The 12,929-nt window shown below is 46.4% G+C and carries 11 protein-coding genes and 1 pseudogene; 2 read left to right on the top strand and 10 right to left on the bottom strand.

Annotation, left to right across the window (positions count from 1 at the left end):
- The first annotated feature begins 275 nt into the window (after nucleotides 1-275).
- On the top strand, nucleotides 276-1,031 hold the full coding sequence (locus tag LRL21_RS28870) for an IclR family transcriptional regulator (protein WP_240419232.1): 756 nt from the start codon (nucleotides 276-278) through the stop codon (nucleotides 1,029-1,031).
- A 199-nt stretch (nucleotides 1,032-1,230) separates the two neighbouring features.
- On the top strand, nucleotides 1,231-2,004 hold the full coding sequence (locus tag LRL21_RS28865; RefSeq protein WP_240419231.1) for a fumarylacetoacetate hydrolase family protein: 774 nt from the start codon (nucleotides 1,231-1,233) through the stop codon (nucleotides 2,002-2,004).
- Nucleotides 2,005-2,426: 422 nt separating this feature from the next.
- On the opposite strand, the pseudogene LRL21_RS46875 reads toward LRL21_RS28865, so the two are convergent.
- The 10 genes and pseudogenes from LRL21_RS46875 to LRL21_RS28810 form a co-directional block, all read right to left on the bottom strand.
- Nucleotides 2,427-2,918: pseudogene (locus LRL21_RS46875) on the bottom strand (transposase); the annotation flags it as partial.
- 256 nt (nucleotides 2,919-3,174) lie between these two features.
- Nucleotides 3,175-4,440, bottom strand: a complete 1,266-nt coding sequence (locus LRL21_RS28850) for an amidohydrolase family protein (RefSeq protein WP_240419228.1) — start codon at nucleotides 4,438-4,440, stop codon at nucleotides 3,175-3,177.
- 29 nt (nucleotides 4,441-4,469) lie between these two features.
- Complete coding sequence (locus LRL21_RS28845; protein ID WP_240419227.1) at nucleotides 4,470-5,321, bottom strand: carbohydrate ABC transporter permease; 852 nt, start codon at nucleotides 5,319-5,321, stop codon at nucleotides 4,470-4,472.
- A gap of 37 nt (nucleotides 5,322-5,358) precedes the next feature.
- Nucleotides 5,359-6,231, bottom strand: a complete 873-nt coding sequence (locus LRL21_RS28840; protein WP_240419226.1) for a carbohydrate ABC transporter permease — start codon at nucleotides 6,229-6,231, stop codon at nucleotides 5,359-5,361.
- A 79-nt stretch (nucleotides 6,232-6,310) separates the two neighbouring features.
- Nucleotides 6,311-7,609: an ABC transporter substrate-binding protein gene (locus tag LRL21_RS28835; RefSeq protein ID WP_240419225.1), complete on the bottom strand. Its 1,299-nt coding sequence runs from the start codon at nucleotides 7,607-7,609 to the stop codon at nucleotides 6,311-6,313.
- Nucleotides 7,610-7,794: 185 nt separating this feature from the next.
- On the bottom strand, nucleotides 7,795-8,808 hold the full coding sequence (locus LRL21_RS28830; protein ID WP_240419224.1) for a Gfo/Idh/MocA family protein: 1,014 nt from the start codon (nucleotides 8,806-8,808) through the stop codon (nucleotides 7,795-7,797).
- 5 nt (nucleotides 8,809-8,813) lie between these two features.
- Nucleotides 8,814-9,506: a class II aldolase/adducin family protein gene (locus tag LRL21_RS28825; protein WP_240419223.1), complete on the bottom strand. Its 693-nt coding sequence runs from the start codon at nucleotides 9,504-9,506 to the stop codon at nucleotides 8,814-8,816.
- Nucleotides 9,507-10,874, bottom strand: coding sequence for a four-carbon acid sugar kinase family protein (locus LRL21_RS28820; protein WP_240419222.1), 1,368 nt, complete (start codon nucleotides 10,872-10,874; stop codon nucleotides 9,507-9,509).
- Entirely contained in the window at nucleotides 10,874-11,803 is a 930-nt protein-coding gene (locus LRL21_RS28815; protein ID WP_240419221.1) for a sugar phosphate isomerase/epimerase family protein, read from the bottom strand. The genes LRL21_RS28820 and LRL21_RS28815 overlap by 1 nt, the downstream gene beginning before the upstream one ends.
- Complete coding sequence (locus LRL21_RS28810) at nucleotides 11,803-12,918, bottom strand: isocitrate/isopropylmalate dehydrogenase family protein (protein WP_240419220.1); 1,116 nt, start codon at nucleotides 12,916-12,918, stop codon at nucleotides 11,803-11,805. The genes LRL21_RS28815 and LRL21_RS28810 overlap by 1 nt, the downstream gene beginning before the upstream one ends.
- Nucleotides 12,919-12,929 lie beyond the last annotated feature (11 nt).

Genomic DNA, 12,929 nt, shown 5'->3' with positions numbered 1-12,929 from the left:
GAATAAGAGGTTTATTCACGATTTCAAAGGCGAACGCATACGCTTCTCCAGGATCATTTGGCCGCTCCGCTCTTTATTCACCGGTCTTCTAGAACAGCAACGATTCCAACCTCCTGAAGCTGCACGGCGGCTCAGGAGGTTTTTTGCTTCCTGTTTGCTTGATGACAGGAAGAAGCCGGATTGACTCCTGCATACCCCGATGCTAAGATAGCCTCATGCTTATGTAGCCTATTGAACTTATTTCCATATACGATATACGCAGGAGTGGAGTAATTATGGACAAAAAATACTGGGTGCCCGCTCTTGAAAAAGCGCATGCCGTCATCCGCCTTGTTGCCGAGGAGCCCTCAAGGCTCAAGCTGACCGAGCTATGCAAACGATTGGAAATCAGCAAAAGCTCGATGTTCTCTTTGCTGCAAACGATGGAAGCCTTGCAATGGATTACTCGCGATCGCTCAGATGCCTACACACTGGGTATGCATTTTGGCCGGATGGGTCATGCATTTTTCAGTCAGTATGATTTAATTGATGCCTTTCGGGCAGAGGCGCCTGCCTTTATGCAAGAAATCAATGAATCGATTCAACTGGCCAACAGGGATGGCAGCGAGATCGTGTATCTCGCCAAGGAAGCAGCCCCTTCGCTCGTTCAAATGGTTTCGGGTCCAGGCACACGTCTGCCAGCTCATGCGACTGGACTTGGCAAGATGCTGCTGTCGGGTCTCGAGGACTCAGAGCTGCAGCTATTGTATACCGAAGAGAATTTATCCAGTCTGACCCCTTTTACACTTCGAACTAAACGCGAGCTGCTTGAACAATTGGACATCATTCGCAAGCAAGGGTATGCAATCGATCTGCAGGAAGGCGTGATGGGCTTCAATTGTCTTGCAGCGCCGATCTATCACAGCGATGGTCACATGGTTGCCGCAGTCAGCTTCTCGATGCCGCTTCATCATTGGGAGGAAAAACGGGAGAAAGCGCTGAATGGCGTGCTTGCTTTGGCTAACAAGCTGTCGTTCAGCTCCCCTGTTTAAAACAACTGCCTGTCTACCAACCCCGCCCTTTATTCCCTATTGGAATGGAGGGCCTTTTTGCTTACATGCATGGGACGCATGCAATTATACATTGACCGATTTTTTATGAGGTGATACAATTAATTTATAATTAATGAACTTGGTTCATTATATTGAACTAATTTTAATCATTTTATAATCGGATAAGGAGTCAATTCCAATGAAATTTGCACGCTTTGCCTTAAAAGCCGACGGTTCGATTAAACAAGCTGTTCTAAGAGAACAGACCCTTTATGTAATTGAAGGAGATATTTTTGGACTTTGGAAATACAAAGGTTCCTCTTACGATCTAAACGAAGTTACACTGCTTGCTCCCCTTGAACCGCATTCCATTATCGGAGTAGGCAAAAATTACATCGCCGCTGGGGAAACCAAACCTGAGCAGCTGCCAAAGGTCCCGGTTTTTTTCTATAAGCCTGTTACTTCAGTCATTGGTACTGAAGCGGATATTGTCATTCCTTCAGGTGTCACCGAAGTTAAATTTGAATCCGAGCTTGCAGTCGTCATCGGTAAACAAGCCCGTAACATTCAGGAGCAGGAAGCACTGGATTATGTGTTTGGCTATACGATTGCCAATGATGTGACGGCACCACAGTTTAATCACCCTGACGGTCATTGGACGGTTAGCAAATCATTCGATACGTTTACACCGCTCGGACCTTATCTGGAAACCGAGCTGGATCTACAGCAGCTCCGAGTTCAAGCCCAGCATAATGGAGCACGTAAGCAGGACAGCGGTCTGGAATTGATGATTTTATCCATTCCGTTTTTGATTTCTTACTTATCTCGCGTACTAACTTTACAGCCGGGCGACGTCATTTTATCCGGTTCTCCTGCAGGAGCTGAATTCATGGCGGCTGGTGAGCAGATTGAATGCCAGATCGACGGAATCGGTATTTTGAGAAATTCAACGGTAGCGCCACCGCAGTCTTAATGGAAACATGCGATTAGTGACAGAACCAATAAGAAAAACCGTCCGAAAGAGTATCCGACACTCCTTTTATGTGCTGACCCCTACCTTTGAGCGTTGACGAGGACATGGGTATGGGGTTCCAGCCGCTGTTGAAGTTCGTGTTCTATTGAATATTTGAATCGGTAACAACACGTACTTCAAAGGCGGACGCTATCGCTCTTCCACACCACACCCATATCCTCTTTCATTCTTGTTTAGCCGCCTTCCACTTCTTTAACTCCAAGTCGATCTTGGACCCGGTATTCATAACTATGAACACCTTTATAGTATTCAGGATAGGATACATACCCCCTCCGCAGCTTTCGCAGGTGAATTGGGGGGGACTGCGGGATCTCCGGCGTCAATCCTGTCAAAATTACGTACCACTTGGAGTGGAATGGGTTCGGTTCCCGCCCTGTTGTTTGCTGCTTTTTCTCCCTCCAGCTTCTTCGTTTTAGTTCTCTCTGCGCTTTTACAATCCATTTCCGCGCTTCCTTCTGCCATGCTGTTACCATTTTTTTACATAGATTTTTGAGCCTACGTGAATAGACACCGTAATACCGAATCGTTTTAAATTTTCATCCAGAATATGGCGTATAACAAGAGCAATAGACTCTTCTACCGTTACCTTCTCTGTTTTTTCTTCCCCACTCATTTTATCGTGGTAACTAAATACCACGTGTTCCCCCGTCATACGTCTTGATCCTCCTCAGCGCAAGCGCGGGTCGTTTCATGTATCTCCCGATGTATCCCAGTTGCTGCTTTACATTCCCCTTTTGCTTCGGTGCATGCACGTAGAAGCCTTCTCCATTCGCGGAATAGGCCTTCTGTATTCTCGGTTGCACTTGCTTCTTCTCTTCCTCATTCAAGCTTGCCCGTATGAGCTTCAATACCACTTATCGAAAAATATTTGCTTGAGTAGGTTCGTCTCCATATTTCTATTTCATCAAAAATTTTAAATAAGGGGCAACCCTTCGGTCGCCCCTAGCCCAAAAACATATAAATTCTGGCGTGTAAATAAAGCCTGCCATCGAGGCAGGCCTAATACAGCTTGGCATTTTGACGTTAGCGCTTCACTTTTGTAATCTCATTACCCTCTTGATCCATAGAGCCGTGTAGCGTCGAAAGAAGGGGATTGCGATGAAATCGCTGCTATTCGGCCTTGAGCGACTCCGGCTTCGCTTCCAAAACCTCACCGTTCTTCAAATGTACGACTGCCTTCCATTCCCGGTCGCCGGGGCGCACCTTCCAAGCTAGTTGCCTCCAGTTATCGACGAAATAGACAGTGAACGGTTCCACGTAGCAGGTGTATACCTGTTCGCCATTACAATAAAAATCCACATAGTCGATGGTCTCTGGATACAGGCTGGCGAGGCGAATCCAACGCTGATCTTCAAATTCCATCTCTGGCTCCAGACCTTGCAGATAGAATCGATCTTCTTCTGGAATCTCCGGGACTCTGATGCCGAGACCCTCGGCCATCCGGTAAGCGAAAAATTGGTCTTCTCCACGGGTGATCCCCCAATCGCAAGGCGGCTCCTGCTTTGTAATATTGTTATAGTAGCCCCAAGAGGTACCGGTACGGTAAGCCACGCCCATATTGCCTATGGCCTGTGAATCCTCGTTGCAGACGACCGGTTTACCCGGTGCCCATTCGCGCACCTGACGAATGTGATTATAATAGTCTTGTCTAGTTAAATGGTTGCCATGAATAAGAATAACATCACTTTCTTTACACACCTCTTCATGGATGAACGGTCCTGTACCGCTGCTTCCGACCGGCAATCCACCGGACTCCTTCCGAGCTAAATCCATGAGTGCAACGATGCCTTCGGGCGTATAGATCAACGGATGCGGCTTCGCGATGTCGTGCTCATTGCATACCTCAATGATGACGTTGGTATATCCACCGTCCTTCAGGAATTTCGAAGCAACGCGTACTGCGTTAAGCACCGCACGGGCGTCCTTGAGTTGGAAAACTTGTCCAGGATAGAAATAGCTGACGATTACGATCATTCCCAGCTCATCGGCGGCACGAATCAAGCGATCCATACGTGCGGCATAGGCTGGATCGAGCTCGCTGCCGTCCGGACCGAATGGATTGTTGATAATGGTCTTGTTGTCCACCGTAAAGCAGGGACCTCCGCCTTGAAAGCCAACGGTAAACGCTCGTAGTCCGTATGCATACCATTGCGGCAATGCGGAAATTAAGTCGTCCGTATTCCGCTCGGGGTTGAATTCTCGCCCAAACCGGTTGTATCGGCTGCGATCGGCTTTATCGTCGAAGATACCCTGAATAAATCGGGCGTTCATCAATAGCCCATGCGCTTCAGGACGGCTTCCCGGAATTTCGGCGTATATCTTTTGCCCATTTATCATAAAATGCTCGCCTTGGATACTTAATACTGTTTTACTCATCCAACTCACTCCTTTAGTATGCTACTATTTTATCCTTTAATTGCTCCGGCAGCCATGCCGTTAATCAAACGTTCCTTAATCAACAGGTAAAAAATAATCATCGGAGTTATGGCAAAGATGATTGAGGCAGACATCATACCATAATCCACCGTATATTCGTCCTTAGCAAAAGCCAACGCTACTGTTAAAGTTCGAAATTCCGGGATAAGAATCAGCGCTTGAAGATAGTCATTCCAGTTAGCTACAAAAGATAGGATAAGGATCGTGATAATAGCGTTATTGGATAGTGGAACAATAATTCGGCTAAAGATGTTCCAAGTGCTGCAACCGTCGATAATGGCTGCTTCCTCCAATTCCCGCGGAATCCCTCTCATAAAAGTGACCAAGAGAAATATCGAAATAGGCAGCTGCTCTACCACATAGGCAAAAACGATCGGATACTTTTGTCCAAGAAAGCCAAGTTGGTTATATAACTTGTACAGCATCGGGAGCACCGTTATGGACGGAACGAATAACGCAAGTGACAAGAACATGTAAATAAAATGAGCTCCTCGAAAGCGGAACCGGGAAATGACGAAGGCTGCGGGCAATACCACGCATAACAGCAGCGTCAGACTCACAAGCGTAATACTCAACGAATGATAGAACGCAAGCGGAATGTTAGAAACAGTCAATACTTTGATGTAATTGGTAAGTTGAAAGCTCTCCGGGATCAATCGGATGTTTGTGAAAATTTGATCGTTATTCCTAAAGGAATTGCTCAATATCCATACGAGCGGAAGAATGGTGACCACGGAATGAAGAACTAGAACCATATATCGGATTATATTTATAATTGTTAACTTTAAGGATTTACCAGGCCGATGTACAACAGTTGACATTATAGTTTTCAACTCCTTTCCCATTCCCCGAGTTCATTTATTCGGGATGGTAATTTGTCAACTTTCGGAAAAGAAATACAATCATTAATGTGAATAGGAAGATTGTAAACGATATTGCCGTTCCGTAGCCGAACTTGAAGGCTGTAAAGATCGTATCGTACATATAGGTTGCCGGAACTTGAGTGGAAGTTCCAGGGCCTCCCTTGGTCATAATAAAGACATAATCGAAGTTCTTCATGGCTCCGGTAATCGCCAAAATAATGCAAAGCTGAAGCACCGGCCATATAAGAGGGAATGTAATACGACTGAACAATATCCAAGGATTGGCGCCGTCCATAATGGCTGCCTCGTAAATTTCCTCCGAGATATTCTTCATCCCTGCAAGCAGAATGACGAAGAAATAACCGATCGTATGGAAAATGGGTACCGCCACGACAGCGTAAAAGGCCGTATTCGCATCCCCGAGCCATGCTCGCGTCCAGCTATCGAGACCCACCACACGCAACAGCCAGTTGATGGTACCCACATCTTTGTCGTACATCAGAGTAAACATCAAGCAAAGTGCAGCCGTTGATAAAACCACCGGCATGAAAAACGCCGAAGTGAAGAATTTGGCCCCCTTCAATTGGGCACGCAACAAGGTTGCTAGCAATAATGAAATGCCAACTTTAAATATAATAGCTAACAACGCCCAAATGATAACCCGCCCAATTCCTTGTGTAAAAAATTCGTCCCGTACCAGCTCCAGGTAATTGCGAAATCCGACGAATTTAGGGATACCGAATCCGCTCCATTCGAACAAACTGTAGTAAAAGGTTTGGAGAAAGGGGACGACAAAAAACAAGCAATACAATAATAAAGCCGGAAGCAGATACAGCGTCAAAAGCGGTTTGAACTTAAGCTCCCCCATTGTTACCCTCCTTCAATACGTGCGACTGGAAATCGTATGCCCATCCCGCTATTAGAAAGGGCATCCCTTCCGTTCGAAGTTACTTTTTCTCGATGAACAGATCATCTAATTGCTTGGCAAATTGCTCCGGCGTAAATTGACCGTTGAGGAAACCGGCCAGCAGCGGTTCGAACTTCTTCCTTTTTTCCGCCTCCATAACCTTCAGAAGCCAACGATTAGCTTGAGCCTTCAAAGCAAGCTCCTGTGTCTCAAAAGCGAGTCGTCCAATGACCTTCGGATCGATGGTGAGTCCCTGAGTCGGCATGGGAACCTTAAGATCGGTCATTTCCTTGCTGGCTTCACGATTGGTCATACGCTTCATAAGTTCCTCAATATAAGTACGCTTATTTTTGTCCTTCCAGGATTCAGCGCTTGCATAAATTAGAGAGGTAAGGTCCTTCTCCACACGTTTCTCTTTTTGTGCGCCACCGGTAATTAACGGGAAATCGATGACCTCCATTTTATCAGCTAACTTGGCATCCACCTTATTGATGTTAAATGATCCGTCGATAATCAAAGCGGCTTTTTCCGTATTAATGTATTTCGCATACATCGGATCTCCATCGATTGCAATTGCATCCTCGGGAATGTTCCCAACGACTAATTTTTTCAGGTTGTCAAGAGCTTTGACCATATCCGGGACATTGATGGGCTCTTTACCTGCAAACATATTCATTGCCCGTTCATTAGTTAAAGTGCGTGCGATGACCAGATCGAACAGCCTCACTCCATGGTCCCCCTTCAAGCTTGCGCCCCAAGGGATAACTCCAGCCTTCTTCAGTGAAGGCATCGCAGCTAACCAATCTTCCCACGTCTTCGGAATTTGCACTCCTGCTTTGGCGAATGCGTCCTTATTGGCTAAAATGTGGATATAAAACATTTTGTATGGAATACCATAGACCTTACCGTTACGGGATGCTGTGTCCCATTCGCTCGGGGCGAACAGCTCTTTTACTTTCTGGTCGTTGGTCATTTCCGTAAGATCCGCTACCAAGCCGCTATCGATCATTTTATCGAGTCCATACGCAGGGTCGGGACGCCAATAACTGAATATGTCAGGCAAACGGTTACTCGTCGCATCCATCTGCATTTTCGTTTGCAGGTCGTACCCTGGGCTAACCTCAACTTTTATTGTAACGTTGGGATAATCCTCTTGAAACTTCTTGAAAATTTTCTCCACAACCGGATATTCGGGACTAGCCTCGGTTGCATTCGTGGCGTAACGCAGCACAATTTTCTTACCGTCTTTCGGCGGTTCCGCAGCTGTTTGTTGCGTACTGGAACAACCCGCTATGAGTACAATTACCAAGCTTAAAAACAACGCAATCCATTTTTTCATACCTTACCCCTCCTATTTTCATAATGAGACATCCCTGTGCTTAAAGCTGGATAATGCGATTATATTTCACCAGTGCGGCTGCTGGGCTGGCAACGGTACATTCCCCCTTTCACCATGTACTCGGAATAACTTACTTATGATCGATTACTGAAAGGAAACGCTTTCAGCAAAGTCATGTTCAAGCGCTACATTGCGCTTGACTGCATGGATTCATAACATGAGAATAGAATCCGCATATTAGTCAAATAATCCAACCCGGAAGTCTCAAATCCTCCTCCTAACGGAAGGCAGTTAACAAAGTGTTGCTGAGTGGCGATCGCGCTGCCTCCTTTATAGCCTCCGCCTATTTCATAAACATACTCTTGCTCTACGCCACCTCTATTTGTTAAGAATAGGCGTCCTTCCTCATCAAGCCGAAGCTTTCCTTCCGTGCCTTCGATCATCATGCAACCATAGGTTGGAGATCGGTTATTCGTTGTATAGGCAACGCGATTGGCATCGTAAACTGCGAGCATCCCATTTTTAAAATTAGCGAACATAATGGCCAAATCTTCTCCACTAATAACCGGATTAATCCTGCGGGATTGACAATATACACTGTTCATTTCTCCGAACAAAAACCGAAAAGTATCAATAAAATGGATTCCCGTTTCGAACATCAGAAACTTTTCCATTTTTTTAAAGTAAGGTTGAACAGGATATGGATCGTTTCCCCAACCATCACCAGGACGCATATTGAAATAGGCATAATAGACGTCGCCGAGATGTCTCTCATCCATAATTTTTTTGATATGACGATACCATGGCTGCCACCGCCAATTTTCGTTTATCATCAGAGGAACATTGCGTTCTGTGGCATAACGGACTAATTCCTCACTTTCCTCCAGCGTTGGCGCAAGAGGCTTTTGACACAAAATGGGCAGTCCCAAATCAGCTGCGTATCGAACATATTCAAAATGAGAAGCAGGCGGTGTACAAATATCTATAAAATCCGGATTAGCTTCCGATATCATCTGATAAAAATCATCAAAACTCCGAATGCCATATTTACCCGCAAGATGATCCGCTTTCGCAGCATTAATGTCATAAACCGCAACGATTTTCGCTCCGATAACGGACTGCCAAGCTTCCAGCTGTACATCAGAAAAGTGACCTGCTCCAATAATAACCCCTCGGTATGTCGGTTTCCTTTCCATCATTCCAATCACTTCCCCAATCGTTCGTTAACTGTGTACAATGCCCTGCGTGGCTTATAACCCGCATTATTCAAGAAATCTGCCGCCACATCAGAAGATAATGTTTGCAGGGAAAGACCACCTGTACGTGCCATAATGATCATTCGACTTGCCATCTCCAAGGTCTCAAGCGCCATTCTCGCTTCCTTGATGCTCGTATCGAAGACGATCACTCCATGGTTTCTTAAAATGATAATATGGGCCTCTTTACTTTTCTCACCGACAGCCGTCCCCAGCATTTGAGATCCCGGATGAAAATAATCAACGTAAGTTACCCGTTCCAAATAATACATAGACTCTACGAAAAGCTCAGACGCATAAGGTATATTCGTACAAGACATCATAGTAGACCAGAAAGGAGACGCATGAAGAATGACATTGGCATCCGGGCGATGCTTATAAATCTCGGAATGCATCGGAATTTCTTTGGACGGCTTCAGAGTCCCCTCCCATTCCATCTTCTCTATGTCCACTTGAACAAGGTCCGATGGAGAAAGCTGCCCCAAATCTGTGCCAGAACCCGTAATTATCATTTTGTTTTCTGACAATCGAGCGCTAATATTACCTGAGTTTCCCCACGCAAGCTGCCTATCTAGCATATATTCGCCCAAGCTGCATAGATTCTGCCTTAATTCAAGCTCTTTGCTTTTGAAATCATTCATTTAAAAGCCACTCCTTCCGACTGCCACCCTCATGAAATAATCCGGCTGTCCCAGCTGCCCGCCCTTCAGGGCGATTTGAATCCCATTTATCACCGGATCTTTAGAATATCCGCGGCATAAGGGTGCGCCAGGCGCAGTCCGCTGCAGTAATTCAAGCGCCTCTATCCCCATGGATAGCGCTGCAAATCCCGAAGTATCTCCGCCTGCCACAACAACCCGCCGAATACCAAGCATCTCTGCTAGGCGTTTCCCGAGTTCACCCAGTTTGCGCCCAATCAATTCACCTGTACTTGAAATGGGGACGCCTTGCCTGGAGAGCTTGTCGTGTAGCAATCGAATACTGCCGTCCTCCGGTCCGTCCGCGGTGTACAAGATCAAGCTTCTGCCTTCCGCCCACAATTGTTTAGCTTCCTGCAAAATACGATTACAAACGTCCTCGCTTTCACTGGCTTCCAACCAATGCAAAGCATCTACTTTGATTTTGCGAAATCCATGTTCTATGGCTTGGTCGATTTGAATATTGGTAACTGGCGAACAGCTTCCAGACAATACGAGAGTTTGCTGCTGTTCGAGGTCCGGCTCCTCACGATTTTCAAGGGAGTATCGAGCTTTCCAATAAGAACCAAGAGCTAGCGACATGCCTGAAGATCCGATAATAAACATCGGCTGCTGTTCCGCTGCTTCTCCAATCAGTTGGCCGATTGCGTCCGTATGCCCTTCATGTACCGAATCTAGCAGCAAGGTATTTTTCTCTTTCTGGAGCAAGCTCTCCCACCTGGCTGTTCGTTCATCTGCAGCAAGTTCAAGGTCCGTTAGCGAAAATAGAGATATCGTGCCCTTCATTTGTAGGGAAAAATGGCGCAGTAAATCGGCTTCCTTCATCGGTGTTACCGGATGTCTAGACATGGATGGATGTCGGTCTAAGCGATAAACATCCCCCTGGAATGCAGCAAAATGATTCCCGTATACCGTATACCTTTGCAATTGCGGCGCCGCCACTAAAATGGGGACCGCAGCTTGTTCACGGTACATCTCCTTGCCGAGTTCTACCACCTTCCCGATACTTCCAATCTCGGGCGAGGAATCGGCTGTAGAGCACATTTTATAGTGCAATACTTGCGCATTCAATTGTTTTAATTGGTGAAGGATCAGGCTTAAATCCTTATCCATAGCAGCCGGGCTCATGGTACGAGCAGTACCGGCTACACCTATGCACTGAACATGAGAAAAGACCTTCAGCATATCGTTTGTGGGAGGCTGTATAAACAAAACCGATTTGACGCCTTGCCCTTCTAATACTTCCATCGCATCCGTCGAACCGGTAAAGTCATCTCCGTAGAAGGCCATTAATAAGGGAGGAGCCGTCATTAATTACAATCCCTACTTTCACAAAGGAATTCGCGCCATGCCTGTTGCAGCGTTCTCTTGGCATTCGCAATGAGATCGGACGGTCTTTCTGTGGACGCGCAAATCAATTCGAAGCTTATCGAAGAAGCTCGGGTTTCATGAATATATCCCGCTCGCAAGAGTGAATGAAAATAAATTACAAGCTGCTCCCTATCATTCTCTCCTAAAGGATATCCGAAATAAGGATGAGAATCCCCATATCTGAAGTCGGCTGTCTGCATGACCGTGTTGCCGACATGCACATGACCAATCCATGGACTCAGCTCATGGACGGCAGCTGCGATATCAGCCCTTACCATTGGGATATGGCTTAAATCCAATAAGAGCTTTACATTGTCCGTTGGTTTTATCAATTGAAATAAACGAATCGTATCCTCCACAGAGCCAATCAGACGCTTCTTATCCACATCATAGTCGAACATTTCCACAAGAAGCTTTATATTGCGCGCTTGCGCTTGCTCGCCGAGATAGAGGGCTGATTCAGCGAATCGTTCAATAGCCAGGCTTCGATTTTCTTCGATATTCGGGCCGCTAATGATTTCAAACATATCGGCTCCGACGGCTTCCGCTTCGGCCAGGCCGTTCAGCATGTGTTCTAAAGCCTTCGAACGGACAGCTTCATCAAGGCTCCCCAAATCCAGTTGCTCTCGAAATATCGCCGGCTGCGCCAAATAGCTGTTTTTCATACGGCAGATGTCGAGTCGCTGTTTTAATTTAGCTCGGGAATCGGGATTACGAATACCTGAGACTTCAATTCTCTGAAAGTACATGTCATGCAAGATATGATCAACCGCTTGCAGCAAGGTTTCATCTTCTTGAACGGCATCCGGATACATTGCATTAATGACGATACCCATCTCTAAATGATCTTCAATCCTCGGCGTAAACATTATTTCGCCCACTCGCTCACAGAATGAATCAATGAGTCAACAACCGCATTACCGACATCAGATGTGCTGTTCTTCCCGCCGATGTCCGCAGTCTTCGCCCCGCCGTTTGCCAAAACACGTTTTACAGCCTGCTCCATTCCTTGGCCCGCAGCAATAAGGCTCTTATCCGCATGTTTATCTCCGAGCCAATCCAGCATCATGGAGAGAGACAGGATCATGGCGTACGGGTTGGCGATATTTTTACCGGCAATGGATGGCGCTGTGCCGTGAGCCGGTTGAAACAAGGCATGCCGATCACCGATATCGCCGGACGGAGCCATCCCAAGTCCCCCGACTGTAGCCGATGAAAGATCCGAGATGATATCGGCAAACATGTTTTCCGCTACAACGACATCAAACATTTGCGGATTCATAACTTGATACAAAGTCATAGCATCGACATACACATAATCCCGCCCGATATGCGGAAATTGATCTCCGACAGTATCATAAATTTTTCTGAAATAGGCATAGGAGCTCAGGACGTTTGCTTTATCCACGCATGTTACCATGGATGCTCCGTCTGAAATGCGTCCTTTTCTTTTCTCTGCCAGCCGAAACGCGTACCGCGATATTTTCTCAATACCTGTTTTGGTCATGATGATCGTATCCGTCGCCACCTCACCTCGAACATTGCAGCCGCCTGTGCGGGAAGCATAAAGACCCTCAATGTTCTCTCTTACGATGACGTAATCAATGCCCTGGCTCACATCTCGAAGCGGACTAAGGACGCCCTCGTAAAGCTTAACCGGTCTCACACCCGCGAACAAATCCAAGTCAAAACGCAAGCGGAAGATAACGTCTCCGTTCACTTCCCTGCCATCCGGATGACGTGCTTCCGGTAATCCGATTGCCCCCATAAGAATCGCATCCGCATCCTTACAGTGATCGAATGTGTCTTCCGGCATCGTGACCCCTGACCGCAAAAATCTTTCCGCACCGGCGTCGAACGACTCTAACTCAAACCGTACGTCGCTTAGATGTGATTCTACCGTTTTTAACACTTTTAAAGCCTCGTTGGTAATTTCCGTTCCGATTCCATCGCCCGGAAGGACCGCTATTTTATAAACCTTCATTTCATTCGCTC

Source organism: Paenibacillus periandrae, assembly GCF_022458865.1.
Classification (GTDB): Bacteria; Bacillota; Bacilli; order Paenibacillales; family NBRC-103111; genus Paenibacillus_S; species Paenibacillus_S periandrae.
The sequence above is the reverse complement of the archived record's forward strand: the minus strand, read 5'-3'. Positions and strand labels throughout refer to the sequence as shown.

Bases quoted from the DNA above. Each gene is read 5' to 3' on its own strand.
- LRL21_RS28870 (WP_240419232.1), top strand. From the start codon at position 276: ATGGACAAAAAATACTGGGTGCCCGCTCTTGAAAAAGCGCATGCCGTC.
- LRL21_RS28865 (WP_240419231.1), top strand. From the start codon at position 1,231: ATGAAATTTGCACGCTTTGCCTTAAAAGCCGACGGTTCGATTAAACAA.
- LRL21_RS28850 (WP_240419228.1), bottom strand. From the start codon at position 4,440: ATGAGTAAAACAGTATTAAGTATCCAAGGCGAGCATTTTATGATAAAT.
- LRL21_RS28845 (WP_240419227.1), bottom strand. From the start codon at position 5,321: ATGTCAACTGTTGTACATCGGCCTGGTAAATCCTTAAAGTTAACAATT.
- LRL21_RS28840 (WP_240419226.1), bottom strand. From the start codon at position 6,231: ATGGGGGAGCTTAAGTTCAAACCGCTTTTGACGCTGTATCTGCTTCCG.
- LRL21_RS28835 (WP_240419225.1), bottom strand. From the start codon at position 7,609: ATGAAAAAATGGATTGCGTTGTTTTTAAGCTTGGTAATTGTACTCATA.
- LRL21_RS28830 (WP_240419224.1), bottom strand. From the start codon at position 8,808: ATGATGGAAAGGAAACCGACATACCGAGGGGTTATTATTGGAGCAGGT.
- LRL21_RS28825 (WP_240419223.1), bottom strand. From the start codon at position 9,506: ATGAATGATTTCAAAAGCAAAGAGCTTGAATTAAGGCAGAATCTATGC.
- LRL21_RS28820 (WP_240419222.1), bottom strand. From the start codon at position 10,874: ATGACGGCTCCTCCCTTATTAATGGCCTTCTACGGAGATGACTTTACC.
- LRL21_RS28815 (WP_240419221.1), bottom strand. From the start codon at position 11,803: ATGTTTACGCCGAGGATTGAAGATCATTTAGAGATGGGTATCGTCATT.
- LRL21_RS28810 (WP_240419220.1), bottom strand. From the start codon at position 12,918: ATGAAGGTTTATAAAATAGCGGTCCTTCCGGGCGATGGAATCGGAACG.